This window comes from Ponticaulis sp., assembly GCF_029210165.1.
Classification (GTDB): Bacteria; Pseudomonadota; Alphaproteobacteria; order Caulobacterales; family Hyphomonadaceae; genus Ponticaulis.
The window spans coordinates 412602-437100 of sequence record NZ_JARGNT010000002.1; the positions used below are offsets into that span (position 1 = coordinate 412602).

At 54.8% G+C, this 24499-nt stretch carries 23 protein-coding genes and 1 tRNA gene; 5 read left to right on the forward strand and 19 right to left on the reverse strand.

The genetic code is table 11. The features are described 5' to 3' along the window. Window positions 1–54 precede the first annotated feature (54 nt). Window positions 55–696 (forward strand): response regulator transcription factor, encoded by a 642-nt coding sequence (locus tag P1U45_RS13920; RefSeq protein ID WP_301059625.1) that lies wholly within the window; start codon window positions 55–57, stop codon window positions 694–696. On the opposite strand, the gene P1U45_RS13925 is transcribed toward P1U45_RS13920, so the two are convergent. The 19 genes from P1U45_RS13925 to P1U45_RS14015 form a co-directional block, all read right to left on the reverse strand. After that, entirely contained in the window at window positions 693–4157 is a 3465-nt protein-coding gene (locus tag P1U45_RS13925; RefSeq protein ID WP_301059626.1) for a PAS domain-containing hybrid sensor histidine kinase/response regulator, read from the reverse strand. The two genes, P1U45_RS13920 and P1U45_RS13925, sit on opposite strands and share 4 nt — an antisense overlap. 120 nt (window positions 4158–4277) lie before the next feature. Continuing rightward, window positions 4278–6071 (reverse strand): sodium:solute symporter family protein, encoded by a 1794-nt coding sequence (locus P1U45_RS13930; protein ID WP_301059627.1) that lies wholly within the window; start codon window positions 6069–6071, stop codon window positions 4278–4280. 4 nt (window positions 6072–6075) lie between these two features. Beyond that, window positions 6076–6342: a DUF4212 domain-containing protein gene (locus P1U45_RS13935; RefSeq protein WP_293608198.1), complete on the reverse strand. Its 267-nt coding sequence runs from the start codon at window positions 6340–6342 to the stop codon at window positions 6076–6078. Between the two features lie 208 nt (window positions 6343–6550). After that, the gene (locus P1U45_RS13940; protein WP_301059628.1) at window positions 6551–6754 is read right to left on the reverse strand and encodes a hypothetical protein; all 204 of its coding nucleotides are present in this window, start codon (window positions 6752–6754) and stop codon (window positions 6551–6553) included. A gap of 71 nt (window positions 6755–6825) precedes the next feature. Then, window positions 6826–7431, reverse strand: a complete 606-nt coding sequence (locus tag P1U45_RS13945; RefSeq protein WP_301059629.1) for a TetR/AcrR family transcriptional regulator — start codon at window positions 7429–7431, stop codon at window positions 6826–6828. Window positions 7432–7629: 198 nt separating this feature from the next. Then, the gene (locus tag P1U45_RS13950; protein ID WP_301059630.1) at window positions 7630–8457 is read right to left on the reverse strand and encodes a hypothetical protein; all 828 of its coding nucleotides are present in this window, start codon (window positions 8455–8457) and stop codon (window positions 7630–7632) included. A gap of 10 nt (window positions 8458–8467) precedes the next feature. Beyond that, a complete protein-coding gene (locus P1U45_RS13955) occupies window positions 8468–8719 on the reverse strand; it encodes a hypothetical protein (protein ID WP_301059631.1) in 252 nt (83 codons plus the stop codon). Window positions 8720–8861: 142 nt separating this feature from the next. Beyond that, window positions 8862–8938 (reverse strand) — tRNA-His (locus P1U45_RS13960). Window positions 8939–9011: 73 nt separating this feature from the next. Then, on the reverse strand, window positions 9012–10397 hold the full coding sequence (der, locus tag P1U45_RS13965) for a ribosome biogenesis GTPase Der (RefSeq protein WP_301059633.1): 1386 nt from the start codon (window positions 10395–10397) through the stop codon (window positions 9012–9014). A 9-nt stretch (window positions 10398–10406) separates the two neighbouring features. Next, complete coding sequence (locus P1U45_RS13970; protein ID WP_301059634.1) at window positions 10407–11783, reverse strand: PQQ-binding-like beta-propeller repeat protein; 1377 nt, start codon at window positions 11781–11783, stop codon at window positions 10407–10409. Next, window positions 11780–12463: a hypothetical protein gene (locus P1U45_RS13975; RefSeq protein ID WP_301059635.1), complete on the reverse strand. Its 684-nt coding sequence runs from the start codon at window positions 12461–12463 to the stop codon at window positions 11780–11782. Before P1U45_RS13975 ends, P1U45_RS13970 begins: the two co-directional genes overlap by 4 nt. 84 nt (window positions 12464–12547) lie before the next feature. After that, complete coding sequence (gene panB, locus P1U45_RS13980; RefSeq protein ID WP_301059636.1) at window positions 12548–13366, reverse strand: 3-methyl-2-oxobutanoate hydroxymethyltransferase; 819 nt, start codon at window positions 13364–13366, stop codon at window positions 12548–12550. A gap of 144 nt (window positions 13367–13510) precedes the next feature. Next, window positions 13511–14686 (reverse strand): acyl-CoA dehydrogenase family protein, encoded by a 1176-nt coding sequence (locus P1U45_RS13985; RefSeq protein ID WP_363258647.1) that lies wholly within the window; start codon window positions 14684–14686, stop codon window positions 13511–13513. A gap of 175 nt (window positions 14687–14861) precedes the next feature. Then, entirely contained in the window at window positions 14862–15326 is a 465-nt protein-coding gene (locus P1U45_RS13990; RefSeq protein WP_301059637.1) for a response regulator, read from the reverse strand. A gap of 126 nt (window positions 15327–15452) precedes the next feature. Continuing rightward, entirely contained in the window at window positions 15453–15686 is a 234-nt protein-coding gene (locus tag P1U45_RS13995) for a hypothetical protein (protein WP_293608206.1), read from the reverse strand. 167 nt (window positions 15687–15853) lie between these two features. Continuing rightward, a complete protein-coding gene (locus tag P1U45_RS14000; RefSeq protein ID WP_301059638.1) occupies window positions 15854–16897 on the reverse strand; it encodes a Glu/Leu/Phe/Val dehydrogenase dimerization domain-containing protein in 1044 nt (347 codons plus the stop codon). A gap of 87 nt (window positions 16898–16984) precedes the next feature. Beyond that, window positions 16985–17932, reverse strand: coding sequence for a class I SAM-dependent methyltransferase (locus tag P1U45_RS14005; protein WP_301059639.1), 948 nt, complete (start codon window positions 17930–17932; stop codon window positions 16985–16987). A gap of 77 nt (window positions 17933–18009) precedes the next feature. Then, window positions 18010–19071 carry an alpha/beta hydrolase gene (locus P1U45_RS14010; RefSeq protein ID WP_301059640.1) on the reverse strand — a complete coding sequence of 354 codons (1062 nt, stop codon included), beginning with the start codon at window positions 19069–19071 and terminating at the stop codon, window positions 18010–18012. Next, window positions 18993–19493: a uracil-DNA glycosylase family protein gene (locus P1U45_RS14015; protein ID WP_301059641.1), complete on the reverse strand. Its 501-nt coding sequence runs from the start codon at window positions 19491–19493 to the stop codon at window positions 18993–18995. Before P1U45_RS14015 ends, P1U45_RS14010 begins: the two co-directional genes overlap by 79 nt. A 170-nt stretch (window positions 19494–19663) precedes the next feature. Between P1U45_RS14015 and P1U45_RS14020 the strand changes: the two genes are divergently transcribed. The 4 genes from P1U45_RS14020 (at window position 19664) to rlmJ (ending at window position 24452) form a co-directional block, all read left to right on the forward strand. Continuing rightward, window positions 19664–20560: a pirin family protein gene (locus tag P1U45_RS14020; RefSeq protein WP_301059642.1), complete on the forward strand. Its 897-nt coding sequence runs from the start codon at window positions 19664–19666 to the stop codon at window positions 20558–20560. Between the two features lie 61 nt (window positions 20561–20621). After that, entirely contained in the window at window positions 20622–21467 is an 846-nt protein-coding gene (locus tag P1U45_RS14025; protein ID WP_301059643.1) for a hypothetical protein, read from the forward strand. A 69-nt stretch (window positions 21468–21536) separates the two neighbouring features. Further along, entirely contained in the window at window positions 21537–23294 is a 1758-nt protein-coding gene (locus tag P1U45_RS14030) for a M28 family metallopeptidase (protein ID WP_301059644.1), read from the forward strand. 357 nt (window positions 23295–23651) lie between these two features. Beyond that, window positions 23652–24452, forward strand: a complete 801-nt coding sequence (gene rlmJ, locus P1U45_RS14035; protein ID WP_301059645.1) for a 23S rRNA (adenine(2030)-N(6))-methyltransferase RlmJ — start codon at window positions 23652–23654, stop codon at window positions 24450–24452. Window positions 24453–24499: the final 47 nt, after the last annotated feature.

The window sequence follows — 24499 nt, forward strand, 5'->3', positions numbered from 1 at the left end:
GTGGCTACAGACTGAAAGAAAACGCTCTGAAAAACGGGTGGGAGGATTGAGGACATGACACCGTCAAGACCAGCAGTGCTGATCGTGGACGATCATCCATTGTTTCGTGATGCGCTGAAGGCAGCGCTTCAAAAAGCATTTCCAGACGGCGCGGACACAGCAGAAGCTGCATCCATAACCGCGGCCATGAGCGCCGTCTCAGACACGCGCTATGACTTGCTGCTACTCGATCTGAACATTCCTGACGCCACCGGCTTTGATGGTCTCGTCAAGCTCAAAACAGCTGTTGGTGACGCGCCAGTCTATGTTGTTTCAGCGACCGAAGGCGGCGAAGCTTACGCCCGAGCCCAATCACTCGGCGCATCAGGTTATCTTCCTAAGAGCCTGTCTTCAGAGGATCTTTCCGCAGCCCTTGTTACCGCACTTGATGGCGGAACGTGGTTTCCTGTCTCCGAAGATGGCGGACTAGATGCGGAAAGCGAAGCCGTTGCCGCGCGCCTTGCCTCGTTGACGCCTGCACAGCGACGCGTGCTCAACGGTCTCTCAGACGGGCTTCTCAACAAGCAGATCGCTTATGAGATGGGAATTTCCGAGGCCACGGTGAAAGCTCATATGACAGCAATCTTTCGTAAGCTCGGCGCGAACAACCGCACTCAGGCCCTCCTCATCTTCAAAGAGGCAACGTCAGCCGACTAAGCCGGTAGACGTAAACGGCAAGCTTCCAGGAAGGCTCTGAGCTCTTCCGAATCGACGGGCTTGCGCAACAGGATGACGCCCTGCTCACTCGCCGCGGTTTCAATCTCCGCTCCGGTATTCGCTGTGATGATGGCGCTATTATCCGGTGTTGTCAGGCTTGAGCGCAGGGCCGTAATGACATCAACGCCCGTCTCACCGTTATTCAGTTCATAGTCGACGAGCAGAGCATCAAAGCCTCCGATCTCAGATGCACATGCCTGTGCTTCCTGTAGGCTTCCAGCGGTTTGTACCTCGCAGCCCCAGCGCATCAAAAGTGATGACATCGCATCCAGGATGGTACGTTCGTCATCCACGCAAAGAACGCGAACACCCTCGAGACTGGCGCTGCTAGTTTTCACCGGCGCTACGACACGGCTTCTGCGAGGCGCCATCCCCGCCATTGGAACAGTGACCGAAAACACGCTTCCCTTGCCTTCCCAAGAGGATAACCCGAGTTTTGCTCTCATAAGCCCGGCAAGCCGCCTTGCAACGGAAAGACCGAGCCCTGCCCCGCGAATGCCCAGATTGTCGACATCGTCCAGACGCTGGAATTCTTCGAAGAGAATATCCCGCTTGGCATCAGGAATGCCCGGGCCCGTATCCCAAACCTCGATACGCACCATGTCTCCGCGTCGGCGCGCGCCCACTAGCACACCGCCTTCTTTGGTGTATCGCCGGGCATTGGAGAGAAAGTTACGAATGACGCTTTGAAGAAAATCAGGGTCCGCTGAAACACTCAGCGAGGTCGGCACAATACGGATTTTCAGTCCTGCCTTCTCCGCCATTGGTGTGGCCTCATCGACCAGATCTTCGAGCAATGGACCGAGCATCAGTGTTGTGGACTGCGCTGCGATATTGCCGTGGTCGAGACGTGAAATATCGAGCAGCCCTTTCAGCAAATTGTCCGCTGACTGGATCGCTCGATCAGCCTTACTGATAAGACCCGATGTCTGGCTCTCCTGCTCGCAATCCACTGAAGCAAGGAACAGACGAGCCGCATTGAGAGGCTGCAACAGATCATGACTGGCCGCCGCGAGAAAACGGGTTTTCGAAGCATTCGCCCCTTCTGCATCCATGCGAGCCTGATCAAGATCACCGGCCATTTGCAGAAGTTCAGCCGTGCGCTCTTCTACGCGTGCCTCGAGCGATTCATTGGCCTCAAGCAAAGCCTGCTCGCGGAACTTGTCTTCGGTAATGTCATGGAAGATCGAGACATAACCGCCACCGGGCATGGGGCTGCCCGTGATCCGCAGCCACCGACCATCATGACTTTCACGTTCATAGCGATGCGATGTACCCGAGCGCATGTACTCGACGCGGCGCCGCGCCTGCTCGGCAGGGTCTCCTTCAATCCAGCCTGACTCAAGATTATGCCCAATCAGGCGTGAAATCGGCATGCCCACCTGAAGTAGCTCAGGCGGATAGTCGAACAACTCTACATAGGCCTGGTTCCATGCGACGAGCTTTTGTTCACTGTCCACAACGCTGATGCCGGAGGGAATGTTTTCCAGCATGGAATGGAGCATGCCTTTATCAAACCGCTCGGCCTGCGTGCGGTGGTCCAGAATGGACAGGAGATCGCCCAGCGCGACATCCATTCCGCCGACAGCAGACGACATAACAACACGCGCCGAGCCTGCACCCAGTGCGCTGGCGAGGAGCTTTTCTGTACGCTGCACTAGTCGCCAGTCTGCGGGATCATCGCCACTCGAGGTAACACCGGTTTCTTCCTCGAATTTTTCGAAGGCGTGCTCAACCGCTTCAGGAGAGAGAAAACGTGCCGCCAGCGCCTTTAGCCCGCTCGGCGTGGCGTCGGTAAACTGGCTCGTCGTCACGCTGGCGCTGACTGTGAGCGGGTCGATCTGCTGGTCTACAAACGCTGCAGCCTGAATGCGGTCCCGCAGGCGCTCCCCAGAACGCATGGAAACAATCACATAGGCGATGAGATTGCTGCCGATACTCCAGATTACGCCGTGGGTGATGGTGTCACCGAAAGACACTCCAAACAGCGCCTGAGGGTCGAATCCACCCGGCGTGAAGACCCGCATGGTCTCAATGCCGATCACCTCGGGCAGGAACAGAGTGAACAGCCAGAATGTCATTCCGACTGAGAGGCCCGCAATCGCGCCTGAGGACTTGCCTGACCGCCAGTAGAGCGCACCGATCAGAGCCGGTGCGAACTGGATTGCCGCTGCGAAGGATAGAAGACCAATCTGGGCCAACGCATCGGCGCTACCTGCCCCGCGATAATAGCCGTAAGCCAGCGCCAGAATGCAGAGCATAACGATACGCCGGATCGTAAGAAGGAGTTCGCCGCCGCGCGTCTCCAGTGCGCTCAATCGATTGAACCGCATAAGTGTCGGAACGATCAGATCGTTCGTCACCATGGTGGAGAGCGCAATTGTCGAGACGATGACCATGCCCGATGCGGCAGAAAAGCCGCCAAGAAACACCAGCAACGGCATGAAACCGTTTGCGTAGACCATCGGCAATTCCAGAACATAGAGGTCCGGCGACATTCCTGCCGGAAGGAAACTCATACCCGCCAGTGCGATTGGCACGACCATCAAACAGGTAATCGCCAGATAGCCGGGGAACATCCAGCGTGCACGCTTCAGGTCAGCATTACTCTGGCGCTCAATGAACTGAATATGGAACTGCCTCGGAAGACAGATGATAACACCGCCTGCCATCATGATGGTCGAGAAAAAGCGGACCCAGTTCATCTCCGCTGTGAACGGCGATGGTGCCTCCTGAACCGTCGGAACTTCATTGGTCGTCAGCAGGAACACAGCAAGAAAACAAACTGCCGCCAGAGCGCTAATCTTCACGATGGCTTCAAAGGCCAGCACCCTCATCAGGCCAACATTATGCTTGGTGGTATCCGCGTGACGCGCGCCAAAGAACACCGTGAATGCAGCAAGCGCGAGCGATGTGATGAGAACCGTTTCATCAGGAGGCGCGGCGTCCGGAAGCCTCTGCCCCGCCGACAAGGCCTGAAAGCTCCAGCCAACGGATTTCAGTTGGAGCGCGATATAAGGCACACTTCCGGCGACAGCAGCGCAAGTCGCAAACGCTGCCAGCACCCGTGACTTGCCATAGCGCGCAGCCAGAAAGTCAGAGAGAGATGTAATCGTTTCACGCGTACAGATATCAGCGATCCGGCGCAGCGTGTCCGGTAGAAAGAAGAAAACCAGAATTGGCCCGATATAAATCGGCAGGAACTGCCATCCGGCCTCCACCGCGGTGCCCACCGCCCCGAAATAAGTCCAGGATGTGCAATATACGGCAATCGCGAGCGCATAGCGCGTTGGGCTGTAAGCGAATGCTTTATCGTCAGCGCGTTTATCCCCCTGCCAGGCCAATACGAACAGGCCGCTCATATAAATCGCGCTGGTAATCAGAATGAGCCAGATTGGCATGGGCAAATACTCCTGCCCTGAGGATGTGACAGCGCGTGCGGCGACGCAACTCCTCCTCTGGTCGTATACGAAAAAGGGGCGACCAAAGCCGCCCCTTCCAATTCCATATCCGTTGCAAAATTACTCCGCCGGAGTTGGCGTATGATCGTCCATAGGCCCCATATCTTCATCCACTGAACCATGGCGCGTACGCGTACCCGGGACACGGATATCTTCAACGAGGTCCTGAATTTCCTGCGGCGGCGGCGCTGTGAGGAGAGACACAACAATACCGATGATCGCAGAGAAGAACATGAAGACGAAGCCGATACCTTCAGGTGACACACCGAGGAACCAGTGTGACGGGTCCGTATCTACAAATTTGAAATAGTAGATGTAGGAGAAGGTTGAGATGAGGCCGAACGCCATGCTCGCAATTGCGCCTTCCTTGTTCATCCGCTTCCAGAAAATACCGAGGAAAATGATTGGGAAGAGCGACGCGGCGGCCAGACCGAAGGCGAACGCCACCACCTGCGCCACAAAGGCGAGTTTGGCCGTATTCATCCCCATCAGACCGGCTGCGGCTACAGCACCTGCTGCAGCAACACGTGCAATACGAAGCTCAGTCTTGTCACTCATTCCTTTGAACAGGGTTCTCCGGCAGAGGTCGTGACTGATCGCAGACGAAATCACCATGAGGAGACCAGCCGCTGTGGACAGCGCAGCCGCGAGACCACCTGCAACCATCAGGCCGATTACCCATTCAGGCAGCTGAGCAATTTCAGGGCTCGCCAGAACAGAGATGTCGTTATTGATCGTGACTTCGTTCGCCAGACCATCCGGAGCGTTCGGGCCACGGATCTGCATCAGGCCATCGCCATTCATATCTTCAAAGCCAACCAGACCTGTACGTTCCCAGTTCTTGAACCATTCAGGAACCGGTGTACCGCCATCGCTTGTGATGCCTTCGGCAGCTGCCGCGTAGTCATCCGTTTCGATGTAAGTCGTTTCATTGACGGTATCGATAATGTTGTAGCGAGCGAACGCGCCAACGGCCGGAGCAACTGTGTAAAGAAGCGCAATAAAGACGAGCGCCCAGCCCGCAGATACACGTGCAGCACTTGCGCTGCTAACCGTGAAGAAGCGGATGATCACGTGCGGAAGACCCGCTGTACCGAACATGAGAGCGCCGGTGATCGCGAAGACGTCGATCCATGACTTGTTCGTGCTCGTGTACTCGATGAAGCCGAGCTCTGTGACGACCTGGTTCAGGTTTTCCAGCATGGAAACATCTTCGCCGCGAACGTTGGAGATAAAGCCAAGCTGTGGAACCGGATTGCCGGTGATCATCATTGAGATGAAGATCGCAGGCACGGTGTATGCGAAAATCAGTACGCAATATTGAGCCACCTGCGTATAGGTCACGCCCTTCATGCCGCCCAGAACCGCGTAAACGAAGACGATGCCCATGCCGACAAGAATACCGGTGTTGAAGTCAACGCCAAGGAAGCGCGAGAATGCGATACCCACGCCTGACATCTGACCGGCAATGTAGGTGAAAGACACGAACAAAGCACAGATGACCGCAATCACGCGGGCAGCTGTCGAATAGTAGCGGTCGCCCACAAAGTCCGGAACGGTGAACTTGCCGAACTCACGAAGGAATGGCGCCAGCAACAGCGCGAGAAGCACGTAGCCCCCTGTCCAGCCCATCAAATAGACTGAGCCACCATAGCCAAGCGAAGCAATCAGGCCGGCCATAGATAAGAAGGACGCCGCAGACATCCAGTCAGCCGCCGTCGCCATGCCGTTAATCATCGGGTGCACATCGTGACCCGCAACATAGAAGTCGTTTGTTGACCCGGCACGCGCCCAGAGCGCAATACCGATATAGGTGCCGAAGCTCGCCACCACGAAGAAGATTGTCCAATCCATGATGCTAGCCCTTCACGCCGTATTTGCGTTCAATCTTGTTCATCGCGAAGCAGTAGTAAAAAATCAGCGCGACAAAGACGTAGATCGCGCCTTGTTGGGCAAACCAGAAGCCCAGCGGCGCACCGCCAATTGAAACGTTGTCGAGCACATCACGCAAAAGAACGCCGGCCCCATAAGACACGGCGAACCAGATTACGAGCAGCGATATCGTCAGCTTGACTGTCGCCGACCAATACCCTTTCGCATCCACTTTAGTTGGTTCGTTTGACAAGGTATGACCTCCCCAGTTTATTCACAGCGGTTTTTCCGCCTGTAATGAAGGATCAAATAAGTCAGTTATTTTGAGTAGAGGGACTTTGGTCGAACACTTCAGAGTAAAATAAAGTGTATTAAATACTTCTCGGCACAAACAAATGTGGCGTCTGCAGAGTGTTCTACAGACGCGAGTTAAAGTGAGAATTTCGAGTTTTCTCTACTGACTAATCTACCGAAGCGCGCGCTTCGCGCCGGCGCGCCAGAAGTTCGCTTGAACCGGAGAAACTAACCCAGCCACCTAAGATCAGGCCGCCCAGCACGTATAGCTCGGATACGCCAAAGCCCGGCGCCATAAGTGCATTCGCGCCGCGATAGGCAAAAATGGCTAGGATTAGCAGGCCAATAGCTGTGATGATGTGTGCTCGCATGCGAGCCCTCCCGTATTATCTTTGCGACAATACTGTCCGTGGAGCGCCGATCACGCCATTGGGCTTTGGTCTTAGGCGTTTTGTTCCGCACTCAAGCGTGAAAACACACCGTCGATGACCGAGCGAACAGTAAGTTCAAACATCGACTCCACATCCGGCTTTTGTTCGAAAACAGCCTGCACGTTACGGATACGCTCGAGCAATTCCGGCTTTGGCAGCGTCATATTGCGAATGTTCAGCTCTTCATTGATCAGGCCGTAAATGGCGAGGCCGCATGCACCAGCTGCCTTGATCGTGTTTTCTTCATTCAGCCCGCTCTGACGCCAGTATCCAAACCAGTCATTGGTGGTACTGAGCATAAGCGGCGTCCAGACACGGTGCGCTCTACGCAACTGACCAACAGAAGGATGCTTGAGTGTATATGCTCGCATCCAGCGCGACATGAGCCAGAGGTCTTCTTTCCAGTCGCCGCTGCCATCATCACGCGGAACAGATTTAACAACGGCATCAACGACAAGCGCAGCCAGTTCTTCTTTATCTGCGACGTGGTGATAGAGCGCCATAGGCGTGACATTGAGACGGCGGGCGACCCCGCGCAGGGTGAAAGCACTCACACCTTCTGAATCCACCAACTCCAGCGCGGCATTTGCAATACGTTCCGCACTCAGGTCGGCCATACTCTTCTTCTCCAGTCATTTTATCTGAGGCTGTTCTTAGTCGCTAACCTTCAGACAATTCAAGACGTTTACGCACACGAAGGCACCGCCGATCACGGAATGACCGGATGAGGGCAAGGTTTCCATTAGGAGGATGATGATACCGCCTCCCCAGCCTGGTCGCTATTTGCCAACGCACTCAAGAATGATTGCATAACGTTAGGAAGATTCAGGTCGCGCTGTTTCTTGCGCCTTCAACTCAGCCAAAGCCTGCAACATCGCAGACCGATCAACTGAATGGAATAACAGCCGGGCAACAACCTCAATATCTCTCCAACTTCTCAGCAAATAATGACGGGAAATCATGGCCTCATAACCGTCACCGCTGAGCCTCTGAATTTCCTGAACCTCTTTGCACAAATCGCGATAAAAAACTTGTGCCTCAAAATACACCACAGATAGGTTCAAAACCACTCTGTATGTGATCTCGCGAGAAAAAGCTTCCCTCCCTTCAGGGAAATCAAGTCTTGCTTTTAGCAGGTCATCCTTAACACCCGACACAGGCGGAAACCCGCTGTTGTAGTGAAACTTCTCAATTACAACGCCGTTTGGCAATGTTAACGGAAGGCATTTGGAGATCCTCTTCAACAACGCTTTGATCTTTGCTTCCGCAGCATCAATCCGAGATTTAGCCGAGGCCTCATCAGCGAGCCGGATCCGGAGCTCAAGTTCATCCTTGAGATATCCAGTCTGGTCGGTCATGGCATCCGCCTGACGCTGAATCTCTTTCCGTGTCTCCTGAAGCTCCTGACGCTGCAGCCAGTAGCCGACGATCAGCCAGTAAAATGCAAGCGGCGAAAACGCACCCGCAAGAAAATCACCCATCTCGTTCGGACGAAGTGGCGCCTCAAGATCAATGCCAATAAACCACCAGACGCCACCGCACACGCAAACAAGCCAGACCGCTGAAACAATCAGGTGAATGATGATCGAGCCGTTTGTTATCAAAGACCAGAAACCGCGCTTCTGCTTTTCTGCTGCAGACATTGAAAGCACCTCAGCTTGGAAGCGGATGATCACTGACGCTCACGCCGTGCATCGTCACCGGCGAAAGACACTTCCCCGCTCCATCTAGCACGCGAACGATTTCAGCATAAACATCATTCACCTTTATGAGGTTGTCAGGCGCGCCAGCCAGCGCGATCGCACTGAAACGGTCGCTTTGGGCATCAGGCTGAACAGATACTATCTGATCGATATGCACCAGAAGCGGGAGCCCGGTATCGAAGGCTGTAAACTCATAAAACATTCTGCTTCCTCTCTCTTAGAGCCTTAAGCAGAGTAATAGCTTCCTCATGCAACCGTAAATTAATTTATCGATCGCAATTCCAACAACGGAGTAGAAGACGTTCTCAAAGAAAGCCCATAGGAACTAAAAATGTTGAAGAAGATGGTACCGCCTCCCTGGTTCGAACAGGGGACCTCTAGATCCACAATCTAGCGCTCTAACCTACTGAGCTAAGGCGGCACATTTAAGAACGCGTCTTCTAAAGTTATGCGAACTCAAATGCAAGAGGGAGATTAAGCCTGAATCACCCTTTTCAGCCTTTATCCGCGTAAGGGTTTTTACCCTGGCGGACATAAAGCCTGATCGGCACGCCTTTCAGGTCAAATGCTTCACGCAGACCGTTCACCAGATAGCGCTTATAGGCTTCCGGCATGTTCTCGCCCCGATTCGCCATAAGCACGAATGTCGGCGGACGCGTTTTGATCTGGCTCATATATTTCGGTTTGATCGGCTTGCCGTGCACAGATGGTGGCGGGTGACGCTCGACCACATGGCGAAGCCAGTCATTGAGGTCTTTGGTTTTGACCCGCGCGTTCCAGTCATCAAATGTCTGCATAACAGCAGGCATCATCCGGTCGATACGCTTACCTGTAAGACCTGACAGGAACACAACCGGCGCACCTTTAGCGTTCGGCAGCAGTCGGTCAGCTTTTTCCCGCAAATGTTTCGCATACTGATCCGGGTTCTCGACGAGATCCCATTTGGAAATCACCATGACGAGGCCACGGCCTTCGCGAACGCAAAGGTCAGCAATCTGAAGATCCTGCTTTTCGAAGGCGTCGCGCGCATCCATCACCAGCGCAACGATATCCGCAAACCGGATAGATCGGATCGTGTCCGATGTGGACATTTTCTCAAGCGACTCATGCACTTTCGCGCGCTTACGCAGACCGGCCGTATCGACCAGCTTGATTGTACGGCCTTCATATTCCCACGCGACTTCAATCGAGTCGCGGGTGATGCCGGCCTCAGGCCCTGTCAGAAGACGGTCTGACTGAAGCAACTGATTGATCAGCGTTGATTTACCCGCATTCGGACGGCCGACTACAATGAGGCGGGCGATCTTTGGCGGCGGAGGCAATTCCTCAGCGTCTGGATCAAATGGCGCTTCACGCTCAATGATCTCTTCTTCCTGATCTTTGGCTTCAGGTACTTCACGCACGATAGCAGAGAACAGCTCAGCGAGGCCTTCGCCATGCTCGGCTGAAAGCGCAACCGGCTCACCAAAGCCCAAAGCAAACGCTTCCATCAGGCCTTCTTCAGCCTGTCTGCCTTCGCACTTGTTAGCGGCCAGAACCACCGGCTTGTCAGCCCGGCGCAATAGCTCCGCAAACCGCTCATCAAGCGGAGTTACGCCAGAACGGGCATCAACGATAAACAGAGAAACGTCGGCTTCCTTGATCGCCTGCTCGGTCTGCTGTCGCATACGAGCCTCAAGCGATGTGTCGTGAACGTCTTCAAATCCCGGGGTGTCGATCAACAAAAGCTTCATGCCGGCAAGTTCCGCCGGCGTTTCGCGTCGATCCCTTGTTACACCCGGCTGGTCATCAACAATCGCCAGGCGTTGTCCAGCCAGGCGATTGAAGAGCGTAGATTTCCCGACGTTCGGGCGGCCGACAATGGCCACTTTCAGGGGCATAGGGTTATATTACCTTATAGAGAACAGTGTTCCGTCATCTGCGAGAACAAGAATGCGGTCATTATACGCAATTGGCTCAAGGAAAAAGCCCGCATCTGCGCCAAATCGACCAACACGAATCAATTGTTGCTCTTCAATGAGTTCACCTGTCTGCGGAGAGTACGCTGAAATGCGTCCGTCAGACGATACAGTTACAAGACGATTAGATGCCAGAAGTGGTCCAGCATAGCTGATGCGGTCTTCACGGTCTTCCATGTCTTCAAAGTTTGGAAGCTGCTCTGTCCAGACCACACGGCCTGTAATCGCTTCAACGCAAATGAGCTGGCCATTCACGCCGACTGCGAAGAGGAATTCGCCTGAGATCACAGGTGCCTGCGTCGTACCGAATGGCAGTTCCCAGACGCGTGTTCCTGAACGGCCATCAATCGCGGCAAGCACGCCAGACTGGCTGCTCGCATAAACGAGGCCGGCATTCAGAACGGGACGTGATGCAATGTCGTTGATCGCAGAGATCGGCGTGAACCGGCCTGCACGCGTGAGAGAGTCTGTCCAGAGGCGGCGTCCGTTGGCAGGAAGATACGCGATGACTTCGCCAGAGGAATAAGGCGTCACAACAACATCATCGACGGCTGCGGGGCTCGGAGACGAAAGCACACGAGCTGTTTCCGCAATCGCCTGGTCGGTCCACTGAATTTCGCCAGTCTCAAGAGACATGGCAAAGAACTCGTTATTGTTGGAAACGATGAAAATACGCTCGCCAAGCACTGAAGGCGAACCCGTAATCGGTGCCTCGGTCGCACGATGCCAGATCTCTGAACCCGTCGCAGCATCAAGCGCAGCGACGAAACCGAAGCCAGATGAAACAATCAGCTTGTCACCGGCAACGGCAAGACCGCCACCAAATGCACGGCTGTCACGGCTATGGTCTGACTCAAGCTCAACGTCCCAAAGCGAACGACCGGTTTCTGCGTCGATTGCGTGAACCGTCTGATGTGAATCCAAAACGAAAATACGTCCGTTCGCTGCAACAGGTGGAACGGTAAGCGCGTGATTACGGTCAGCGCCTTCACCGCGCGTCCAGCGCCATTCGACTTCCAGTTCCGTACCGCCCGCGACGTGCCCCGTGACCTTTGATGGCACACGACCGGCCTGGCTCCATGAATCCACACGCAGAGCGTCCGGCAGAATAATCGCCGTCGCTACGAGCGCTGGATCAGGCTCAAGCTCGGTGACAGCTGAGACCATCGCGATACGACCCGCACGATCAACAGTGTCGACGTCATCATTGCCGCCGCCGCTGAACGGGTTGAAGTTATCAATGGTAGAACAGGATGCCAGAAGCAGCGCCGACAGTGTCAGGGCGCCAAGTTTAAATTGGGTCTTCATTGGGTCACCCCGTTTGTCTGATTAGTGCCGTCGAGCTGTGCGAGGGTATCGAGCGCAGCAAGTGCCTGTTGTGCACGTTGCTTAACGCCATCGGAGGCATCCAGTGAGAAAGAAATCATTTCAAAACGACGGCGCGCCTCTGCCAGATCATCCGTCTGATAAGCGCGAGACGCGATAAGTTCTTCTGCGAGGAAAACCAGCGTCATGCCATCTGAGTCCAGAATTGGCGCGAGCATTGTCTCAAGTTCTTCAACGGAGAGCGTGTTTGCCTGCAAATAGGCTGACTTCATCAGCGCAATATCTGCCATCGGCCCATCCTGACCGGCAGCTGAATCCAGCGCCTCGATCGCTGCGGCACGGTCCCCAAGTCCTGAAAGCTCAACCTGCGCCAGATAGTGGCCCGCGAGTGTCGCATATGCGCTGTCAGAGTTTGCAATTTCAGAGAAAAGGGCTTCAGCCGCGACATAGTCATTCGCTTCCAGCGCCGTCTGGGCAGCATAGAACGCCGTTGCCTCATTATTCTGAGACTGGTCGCCCTGCCACTTCATGAATTCCCATGCGCCGACACCGATAACGAGCACAGCAACACCGCCATACACAAACGGGCGCACAACACGCCAGATTTGAAGACTTTTGTCCTGGGCTAACGCCTCATCGACTTCTTCGAAAATATCACTCACACGGTTACCCCGGAAAATTCACATTGCGGCGAGACATTAGCGGGTGTCTGCCCACTCTTCAACGCGTCTTCACTTTAAAGATTTCTAAGATTTCAGCGAATAGGTTTCTGCCTCGCCCGGAAAGGCTCTGGAGCGCACTTCTTCGGCGTATTTTTCAACCGAAGAGGATATCTCACCCTTCACATTTCCATAGCGGCGTACAAACTTTGGCGTCCATTCGAACAGACCCAGCATATCCTCTGTTACGAGAATCTGGCCGTCGCATTTAGCGCTCGCACCAATCCCGATTGTCGGAATGCTAAGTTCCTGTGTCAGTTCCGCAGCCAGGTCTTCGGCCACGCCTTCCACAACCACAGCGAACGCACCTGCTTCTTCAGCGGCTCGCGCCTCGTTGATGACGCGCTCACGCTCTGTATCTGTCCGGCCTTTGGCTTTGAAGCCGCCATCCACGTTGATCGCCTGCGGACGCAAGCCGACATGCGCCATGACAGGAATGCCGCGCTCAACAAGGTAACGCACGGTCTCACCTGCATAGACGCCGCTCTCCAGCTTCACAGCCTGACAGCGTGTTTCCATCATAATGCGTGACGCGTTTTCAAACGCCTGAACTGGGCTCGCTTCATAAGAGCCGAACGGCATATCGACGACGACGAAAGCCTGCTTGGCGCCGCGCATTACGGCCTGCCCGTGCAGCACCATCATATCCATCGTCACGCCGACAGTAGAATCGAGCCCGTGAACGACCATGCCCACGCTGTCGCCAACGAGAATGACATCTACGTGCTCGTCGATCAGCGCTGCTCGCGGCGCATCATAGGCCGTCAGACATACGAGCGGGGTACCGCCCTTAGCCTTGGCGATATCACGGACGGTTTTGCGTCGAATCTGAGTTTGTGCCGACAAGTCGAACTCCTGCTCAATCTGTGAACAGGCTGCTTAAATCTTATTGTCGGTAAAAGAAACCTCAGTGTGCAGAATTCTGGCACACGTTACAGAGAAGATAAGTCCCCCTGCCGGCAATTATCCCGGCAGAGGGGAGGATGTCGTTTAATAGCTCTTCGGCAGGCCGAGCACGCGTTCGGAGATGTAGTTGAGGATCATCTCGCGGCTGACCGGTGCGATACGAGCCAGCATCGCTTCGCGCATATAGCGCTCAACGTGATACTCGCGCGCATAGCCCATCCCGCCATGAGACAGAACCGCCGTCTCACACGCTTTGAAGCCAGCCTCAGCGCCCAGATATTTCGCCGCATTCGCTTCCGCGCCGCAATCCAGCTTCTGGTCGAACTTGGAAGCAGCTTTGTAAGCCATCAGCTCAGCCGCTTCGAGTTCCGCCCAGGATTTAGCAAGTGGATGCGCAATGCCCTGATTCTGACCGATCGCCCGGCCGAACACGCGGCGCTCATTCGCGTACTGAGTTGCTTTTGCCAGCGCTGCCTGACCAAGGCCAATAGCTTCCACTGCAAACAGAACACGCTCCGGGTTCAGACCGTGAAGCAGGTATTTGAAGCCCTGCCCCTCTTCACCAATCAGGTCTTCTTTTGGAATCTCATAACCGTCGAAGAACAGCATGTTACACTCGACCGCCTTACGACCCATTTTCGGGATTGGCGTCGCGCCAGCCTTCACCTTATCAAAATCGGTGTAGAACAGGGACAGACCAAGATATGGCTTGGAGCACTGATCCTTTGGCGTTGTACGCGCGATGATCAGGATTTTGTCCGCGCGCTGTGCGCCCGTCGTCCAGATTTTACGGCCGTACAGCTTATAATCGCCGTTTGGCTGCTTCTCTGCTTTGGACTCAAGGTTTGACGTATCGAGGCCAGAGTTCGGCTCGGTTACAGCGAAACACATTTTCTGCTCACCAGAGATAATCTTCGGCAGGTGCACATTTCGCTGCTCGTCAGACCCGAAAATCTCAAGCGGCTTTGGACCGAAAATATTGAGGTGGATCGCAGATGCACCGGAAAAGCCTGCGCCGGATCTCGCGACTGTGTGCATCACAATAGATGCCTCAGTCAGGCCGAGACCAGCACCACCGACCTCTTCCGGCATAGCAACACCCAGCCAGCCGCCTTCGGCCATAGCCTTAGTGAAAGCCTCCGGCCAGTTGCCCGTTTCGTCTATTTCCCGCCAGTACTCATCGTCGAACTGAGAGCAAGTACGCTCCACGGCATCTTTAATCGCCAACTGGTCTTCGGTTGGTTCACCAATAAAGTTCATCATGCTCTCCCTGCAGACTGCGCTCTGTTCTTCTCGATGCGTGACTTGTGTCGGTCACGTCAATCTTCAAACAGCTTGCATCAAATTTTTGAGCAAAAGGGAAGCCTTTGAAGAGAGCAAACTATCACGAATAGCGAAAATACTTGCCGTCTCGACGCTTTTTCACGGGAACTAATTAGTTTGTGATCTTAGAACCTACATACGCGGTCGTCATGATCAGAAGCTCGAGTTCGGTCAGCGAAAGGCTTCCCTTCTCAACAACCGCAAACGCACCTTCCTGCACCGCGATAGAGCGCAGAGCCGGAGCAATAGAACCGGTATACATGATGATTCCCGTCTCGGGATATCGCGCTTTCACGTGACGGATACGTCCTTCTGTGAGCCCTACACGCTGGATAAAGCGATCCAGAACCAGAACGTCCGGACTATCACAATTCGACTCAAAGAAGGCTTCGAGGCTCGTAAAGTGAGTCACCTCGGGCGTCATAAATGACGCTCTTCTCAATTGCTCCTGAAAGAGCAAAGCATCGCGTGCGTCATCCTCAATCAAAACGATATTGAGTCTGACTTTTGGCTTCATAGCATCGAGCAGATCAGATGCGTCGAGCATGGTGCCTGTATTACGGGCAAATGATTGCACATCCGCCTCCCGAATCAGCAGAAACTAGAGCAATCATATCAGTAAAGATTGAAATATTTAAATCGTTCCGTCCGAAGCACTCCGGACGAGACCTTTAGTACAGCACTGTATACAAAGTGTAAGGCTTTACTGCCTGCGCCAGAAATTCAGAAATTCGCTTGCCGTTTCGCGGTCCTGAAACGTTATCGCCTTCCGGATACTCTGTCCGGAATGGATCGTTTTAACCATGATATCCGGCGCTTCATCGCTGTGAGTGTTCTTTACGCCGAAACGCTGGCGTGCGAACGCATCAATCGCTGCGAAGAATTTGCTTTCAGTCTGATTGTCACCAACTGATACATGGACAATCACATCCGACATATTGTGTCCCCCCTAGGTCTTCCGCCCAGCCTTTATGAAGCTTATTCATTCCTCTCATGAATTCCAGCAAAATCGACGCTGTTAACTGTAAACAGCTACGCAATTTAGCGTGCTTGCCCAAATTTCAGGTATAAAACTCCCCCAAGCGACCTGAAATATAGGTGAATTTACCTACGCGCTGCCGCGATGCGGGATCTTGCAACTTCGTCTGCAATTCTGTGTGTCGCGCGCCCTTCGGACCTAGATCGCTCGAACACATCACGCAATGTATCGATCAGAGACGACAGTTTGTTTTCCACCCAGGCTTCATCGTAGTTGCCGGAAATTTCTGCGGCGACATTGATGATACCACCGCCATTGATCACGTAATCAGGCGCATAAAGAATGCCGCGCGAAGCCAGTTCATCACCCATCTCGGGGGCGAAAAGCTGGTTATTCGCTGCACCGGCTACGATCTGACAATTAAGCTTGGCGATCGTGTCCGAGTTCAGAACGCCGCCGAGAGCGTTCGGCGACACCACATCAACTTCACGGAACAGGATTTCATCGACACCTACAGGAATTGCACCGGTTTCGTCGGCGAGGTCGGAGACTGCATCAGCAGCAATGTCTGCGATATAAACCGTAGCGCCTGCACGGCGAAGCTTGCGGACAATGTTCGCACCAACATGACCGACACCCTGAACTGCAACAGAGCGACCTTCCAGTTCGTCAGATCCGGTGTCTGCCAGCAGCGCCGCACGAATACCGCGATAAGCGCCCTCAGCCGTTACCGGAGACGGATCGCCACTCGCCGCAGCGCCAGACGTCAGGCCTGCCACATACCGCGTTTCTTCACGTGCATATTCCAGGTCCTGCGGCGTCAGTCCTACGTCTTCCGCGGTCCAGTAATTTCCTGAAAGCGACTCAACCGCGCGTCCGAATGCACGAAACAGGTCTGGAGATTTATCCGTCTTTGCGTTGCCCCAGATCACAGACTTACCGCCGCCCAGAGGCAGGTCAGCCATCGCGTTCTTATAAGACATACCCTGAGACAGCCGCAGCGCGTCGCGAACCATTGCCTGACTGTCCACATAGTCCCACATCCGGCATCCACCTGCCGCAGGCCCAAGAGCCGTTGAGTGAATTGCAATAACGGCACGAAGTCCGGTCTTGTCGTCGTGAAATACGTGGACGCCTTCATGCGCATCAAATGACGGCAGATCAAACATGGCTTACCTCAGCGATTGCGAGAACTATTATTGCGCTGTTACAGCTAAACAGGGATTAAACAACCCTAAAACTGCCAATACAGAAGGCTATTCAGCCGGGCGCCTGAATTTCCACATTTTCACCTGCAGCAATTCGCCAGCAAGAGCCCGCTGGCGCCACTTCCAGCTTTCAGCCTCCCAGCCCAGTTCCTGCATGTAGACGACTTTATTCACCTGCTCCAGCTTGCCTGCCAGACGCGCTGACAAGTCCTGCCCGAACCGGTCGAACGATTGCCGCGCCGCGTGCACGACATCGCCTGTCAGGTCATCTTCGTCGCTGACGAGTTCGAAACCAGCTCCTTCGCAGATTTCCGCAATCTCGTGGCTATCAACGAGCTGAGGCTCACTCCATGATGAGGCAAAGGCAGGTGCCAGACGCCCCGTCGACGTGCCGCGCAGCGTATCCAGAATAACCCACTGGCCACCCGGCTTCAGGCTCCGGAACACGCGTACAGCGAGACCGGACTTGTGATCTGCGTAAGCGAACGCATCCTGACTGAACATCAATTTAAGCGATTCAGCCTGGAATGGCGGGCGATCTAGATCGCCATTCATCATCTCAAAGTCAGGAAATTCTTCGCGGAAACGCCCTGCGCAAGGTACGCGCCACTCTGAGATGACCGGTGTTCCCCCAGTAACGCCCATTATATGGCGCACAGTTGCCGGGTCTGAATTGATGACGCCAAACTGATCTTCAGAGCCATTCTCCATCGCTCCGAGACTGTCGGTCAGACGCGCTTCGATTTCAGCGCTTCCGGGACCGAAACGGCCCTCCCCCCAGACAGTCTCAATCGCGGCTATGCGAGACGCTGCAGGAGACAACGCATCAGTGCTTTTCGGCTTTTTTTCGATTTCGGGAATTTCAGCTTCAACGGGCGCAGCTTCAGAGTCTTCGGACTCAGCATCGCCGGAAGGAACATACTCACGACCATCCCACCAGGCGGTAAACCGCCCTGCAAGATCATCGCCGGTTAATTTTTTCAGCGCAGCCACCATAAGTGCAGGCTCACCCGAATCTATCTGATCAACTTATTGGTTATGATACAATGGTTAACATCAGGCTTCTGCCAGGATCAGTTTTCGGCGATCCAGGGCAATGCAGACGCGCCCGATGGTAGCGATGATTCCGGATCAATCATAAAGGCCAGCTGATCCTGCCAGACCGTTTCTGCTTGCAGGTCCCGCATCAGCATATGATAGCCGTTTTCATAATAGGCCGTGCGGACATGTGACGGCAGCACCTGAGCCGTGCGTTCTACGCCAGACGGCGGGATCACATAATCTTTCGCACCGTACAGGAGCAAAGTCCTCTCGGGCAGGTTTTGAGCCCGCTGGTGTGCTGTCTCCATCAGTTGGGCAACGCCATAAACCTGATCGATCCGGTTCTCGCGCTGCATAAGCGGGTCCGACCATGTCCGCTCAAGCATTTCAACATTATCCGACGGCTCAATGCGAACGAACCGGCGCGGCGGCGTTACAACCCAGTTCGGACGGACACGCGTTGCCAGCTGCAGCGCAATTTTCTGATAAAATGGAATGGCGCCCATGCCGCGAAGTCCCGGTCCCGAAAGGATCAAGCGATCTATATCGGGTGCACCCTCAGCCCCGAAAACAGACATCGCAACTGCGCCGCCCATCGAGATACCAACAACGGTCAGCGTCGCCTCAGGATGCGCCTGACGCGCAGCGCGAACGATTGTGCGAAGGTCTTCGCGCATAGTGTCTTCATTCGGCCAGCGACCATGGTTGGGCGACCTGCCAAATCCACGCTGATCATAGGCGTAGGTCAGAACCCCACGCTCCGCCCACCATGGGCCCGCCATATGAAAAGCATTCGCGTAGTCATTCATGCCATGAATACCTACAACAACATGTTCCGGCTCAGATAAATGACCTCCCCAGACCGTGAGGCCCAGCTCAGCACCGTCGAATGAGACGAAACGCGACCGGTCCAGATCAAAATGCGGCATAGCGATACGTTCCTCAGGAAACTCAGGATAAAGATGGCTGACACAGCCGCTCAAAATCGAGGTAAGGATCAGAATAAGGGCAGCGTTCAGGCGAGCGCCGATTGCACCGCCCTTCTCAGCTCGGGAAGCAAATCTGTTTCGAACCATGAGTGTCTTTTCAGCCATGCATTGTTTCGCCATGAAGGATGCGGCAGAACGAAGTGACGCGGCGCATAAGCCCGCCAGTTCTCAACCGTATCCGTAACGCGTCCCTTAAATCCATCCTCTAAATGCCACTTCTGGGCATACCCACCAATCAGAAGCGTTGTTCTGATCTTCGGCAAGTATGTGAGCATTTGCTCACGCCATGTCAAGGCGCATTCTTTTCGCGGCGGTTTATCTGCGCCTTTAGGTGTGTAGCCCGGGAAACAGAAGCCCATCGGAACGATCGCGACACGCGAAGCATCGTAGAAAATGTCCGAGCTAATCCCCATCCAGTCACGCAGACGGTCACCGGACGGGTCGGTGAACGGGCGACCTGACAAATTGACCAGATTTCCAGGCGCCTGCCCCGCGATCAACAAACTCGCTTCGGGATGAATTTGCAAAACGGGCCTCGGTTCATGCGGCAGAGGATTCTTCGACTCCAGGCACACCCGACAACCGCGCACCTCTGCACAAAACGCATCAAACTCCGGTTTCGACCCTTGCTCCAATGACATTCTATTCCGACACACTATCTGACAAACCAACCATAATTCGCATCAGAGGCCATACAATGTCATCCATCAAGCTTGTCCTTAGCCCGAAAGAACATGACCTCGGCGCATTTTCCGTGCGACGCGCCATTCCGAGCGCTAAGCAGAAACTGGTCGGTCCGTTTATATTCTTCGATCATATTGGCCCTGCTGAATTTGCGTCAGGCAAAGGCATTGATGTCCGACCACACCCACACACCTGTCTGTCCACTGTCACCTACCTGTTTGAAGGCGGCATGCTCCACCGCGATACGCTGGACACAGAAATCGAAGTCCATCCGGGCGCAGTGAACCTGATGACCGCAGGCAAGGGCATCGCCCACTCCGAACGGACCCCCGTAGAACTGGAAAAGAATGGTCACCGCCTTCACGGCATCCAGACCTGGCTCGCTCTCCCAAAATCCCATGAAGAATGCGATCCGGCGTTCGATCACTATCCTGCAGCGGACATCCCCGAAGCAATGGTCGGCCCTGCCAAAGTGCGCGTCGTCATGGGGCAAGCCTATGAGCTGACATCGCCGGTCCGGTTCCCTCACGAAACACTATACGTTGTCGCAGAGACAGAAACCGCATGCAGCCTTCCACTGCCCGCTCAGACCGAAGAGCGAGCCGCTTATGTCGTCTCCGGAACGATGACATTCGAGGGGCACACCTTTTCCGAGGGACAAATGGTTGTGTTCGAAGCGGGAGACATCGGCTCCATCGAGCTGGCTGCAAATACACGGATCGCTATTATTGGCGGCGCACCGCATACCGAACGCCGCTACATTGAATGGAACTTCGTCGCGTCCACCAAAGAACGCATCGATCAGGCAAAGGAAGACTGGCGCGCATCCATCGCCGGAAACTGGCAAAACACGCCGTTCGGCATGCCGCCCAACGAGGATGAATTCATTCCGCTGCCGGAAGACAAATAATTCGCGAGCCCTGCTCACAACGCGTCTTGCCGCAAAAGGCGTGCACTCATAAAAAGTGACCATGACCAAGAACAGATTCGAAGACAAACACACTCCGTCCTACGGCTCATTCGTCGAAGGCGAGCTCATCGCGCACGAGACCTCCGAATGGCAGGACATCAAACTCGTCAGGACAGATGCCCATGGCGTCGTAATGCTGATTGATGATGTTCTCATGCTGTCTGAGGACACGCATTACGTTTATCACGAGCACATGGTGCACCTGACGCTTTCATGCATTGAGAACCCGAAATCGGTTCTGGTCATCGGCGGCGGCGATGGCGGCACGGTGACAGAGCTCGCTAAATATCCGGGGCTGGAGCGCATCGTACTCGCGGAGCTTGATCCGGTCGTTGTAGAAGTGTCCGAAAAATACCTGCCCGAGCTGACAGCTGGCCTCAAAGACCCACGCGTCGAAATCCGCATCGGAGATGGCGCTGCGTATCTCGCCGAGCAAGAGAACGCCTTCGACGCGATCATCATCGATTCAACAGATGTCTGTGAGGAAGCTCACGTTGGCGCACAGACGGCAAACCCGCTCGTGACTGACGAGTTCTACTCCCACATCAAGAAAGCCATCCGTCCAGGCGGCGTGACTTGCCAGATGCTCGGCAGCCCGACCTTCTATACCAACGGCATGTCGCTCATGTATCACCGGCTGGAAGACCTGTTCACACACTTCAAGCCATTCCTCATGCCTTGCCCGTTCTATATTTCTGGCGACTGGTGCGGCGGCCTGATCAGTGACAACAACCCGCTGGAACCGAAATACGACCATGTCGACGCGGACAAACTGGTTTACTTCAACATGGATATTGCCAAAGGCGCACTCGCGCTTCCGAACAATGTCCGGAAGATGATGAAATAGGCGCACAAACTTGCCGATCGGGGCACAGCGTGCCAAGTCTGATCAAAATTCTGAAAGAGGATGCCCTCTATGAAACGACTACTTGCATGTTCGGCCCTCGCGGCCATTCTGGCGGCGTGCTCGCCGTCATCAGAGACTGACGCCCCAGAAGCAGAGGCGCCAATCGTTGAAGATACAGCCGCAGTCGAAGCCGATGACGGGCTCCTCATGCCGCTGCCGACAACGTCTCCGGAAATCACAGAAGACGATCTGCGTGTACGGATTGCGACACTGGCGGATGACACATTCGAAGGTCGCGGCCCGGGCAGCGTCGCCGGTGAAGCGGCTGCCGACTGGATCGCTGCCGAGATGGAGCGCATCGGCCTCGTTCCGGCAAATGACGGCTCCTGGTACCAGACCGTTGAAATGGTCAACCAGACGGTCGATGAAGAGCAATCTTCCCTGACAATTTCCTCGTCTGCCGACGCTGCGCCATTCGAGATCGGCTCTGACGCTGTGATCTGGTCGAAGCGCCAGCGCGAAATGGACATTTCATTTGAAGATTCCGAAGTCGTTTTCGTCGGCTATGGCGCAGTCGCGCCAGAATATGGCTGGAACGATTATGAAGGTCTCGATGTTGAAGGTAAAACCGTCATCATCCTCGTGAATGATCCGGGCTTTGCCACTCAGGACCCTGACCTCTTTAACGGCAATGCCATGACATATTATGGCCGCTGGACTTACAAATTCGAAGAAGCGGCCCGTCAGGGCGCAACGGCTGCCATCATCGTTCACCAGCGAGAGCCCGCTGCCTACGGTTGGGACGTTGTCGCCAACTCATGGACAGGCGCGCAGGCAGACCTCGTCTATGCTGACGGGGGTGAAAGCCGCGCCATGATGGAAGGCTGGATTACCGAAGACGTCGCACGCGCCCTCTTCACTGAAGCAGGTCTCAGCTTTGATGATCTCTATGCTGCAGCTGCAGAGCCTGGTTTCTCTTACGTAGATATGGGCGACCTCACTGCATCTGGCCGCATCGTTCAGACGGTTGAGTACGCAGAATCACGCAACGTACTGGGCATGATTGAAGGCACAGAAGCGCCGGACGAATTCGTTCTGTTCACAGCGCACTGGGATCACCTCGGCAATGCAGCTGACCCGAACGACCCGAACTTTAGCTTCGCTTCCGAAGACACTATTTACAATGGCGCGGTAGACAACGCGACCGGGTCTGCTGGCCTGCTCGATATCGCCGAAGCGATGGTCGCTGAAGCACCACGCCGCTCTGTTCTATTTGCCGCGGTTACGCTTGAAGAGTCCGGCCTGCTCGGCTCTGCCTACATGGCTGAAAACGAAGTCATTGATAGCCATCAGATTGTTGCCGGCATCAATATGGACGGCATGCTTCCAACCGGCCCGACACATGACATGGTCGTTGTCGGTTATGGCGCGTCAGAGCTGGAAGACATTCTGACAGACGTGCTCGAAGCGGACGGCCGTGTTGTGCGCCCGGACCCGCTTCCACAGAACGGATATTTCTACCGCTCAGACCATGTAAGCTACGCAAAAATCGGCATCCCAATGCTCTATGCTGATGGCGGTGACGACATGGTTGAAGGCGGACGACCTGCAGGCACAGCAGCCGCAGCCGAATACACGGCGCTTCGCTATCACAAGCCACAGGACGAATATAATCCGAACTGGGACCTCTCTGGCATGCAGCAGAACATCTCTGCGCTCTACGAAGTCGGCCGCCGCATCGCGCAATCAGATGAGTGGCCAACCTGGTATGCAGGCAATGAGTTCGAGGCAATCCGTCAGGAAGACCTCGCAGCAAACGCGCAATAGAACCCAGGGCCAGGACCTGTTAATTTTGCCGCGAAGGGCGGCGGAATTTTGTCTGGAGATCAGGAGCAGAGGTGCAGGACATGCAGGCATGTTCAAACCGCTGCGACGCAATCTCCGGGCAAAATAACCCGTCATTACGCGGAACCCTGTTGGCCTCACGAAGCTGACTTCGACTTGTTTTGTCAAGTCGCTTGACCGGGGCACACCCCGCTCTGCGCAACTTTCCTTACAACTCCTCGTCATCTTCATGCCTTCATCATCAAAATCAATAGGTCCTGACCCTAAAGCCATTTCCATGTTAAAGGGCCTGCCATCACCGGCGGGCCCTTCTTATTTTTCAAAAGGCAGACGAACACCATGCTGAGCTATCAACACGTATATCACGCCGGAAACCGCGCTGACGTTCTCAAGCATGCCATTTTGAGTGCCGTGCTGGCCGATCTAGCCAAACAGAAAAAGCCAGTCTTCTATGTCGAGACGCACGCCGCACGCGGCATGTATGATCTGAACTCGAAAGAAGCCCAGAAAGGCGCCGAGTTTCCGGAGGGCATCGGCCAGCTGATCGACGTAAAGAATCTGCCTGCCTCCATGCGCCCCTATCTCGACGAAGTGAAGCGCCTGAACCCTGAAGGTGGCCTGAAGAACTATCCGGGCTCTCCCGCTCTTGCCTCGCACTTCCTGCGCAAGGATGATCGCATGGCCTTCTTCGAACTCCACCCGACAGAATACGCTGCACTGACGAAAAACATCGGCAATGATCCACGTGCGCAGATTCGCAAAGCGGACGGCTATCGCGGCGCGCTCTCTCTCGCCCCGCGCTCAAAAGAGCAAATGGTTGTTCTGATCGACCCGAGCTATGAAACACTGGGCGACCTCGAAGCCCTGATCGAGTGGACGCCTAAAGCTCTGCGCCGCTGGCCGAATGCCATCATCATCATCTGGCTCCCACTCTTCAAAGACGGGCGCGAGGATGAATTCGGCGCTTATCTGGCAGAACTGGAAGAAGGCGGCATTGCGGGTGCGCGCTGGCCGGACGATCCGGATTCCAATTCCGCGCTCGCTGGCACCGCGATGATCTCCTATCGCATTCCTCAGAACCTGATCGAAACGTCTGCTGAAATAGCGGCGGTCTGCGAGACTTTGTGGGCGCAGGAATAGAGAGAAACCGCCTGCAAAACATACGCTTTCCTGCGCGACCAAAAAAA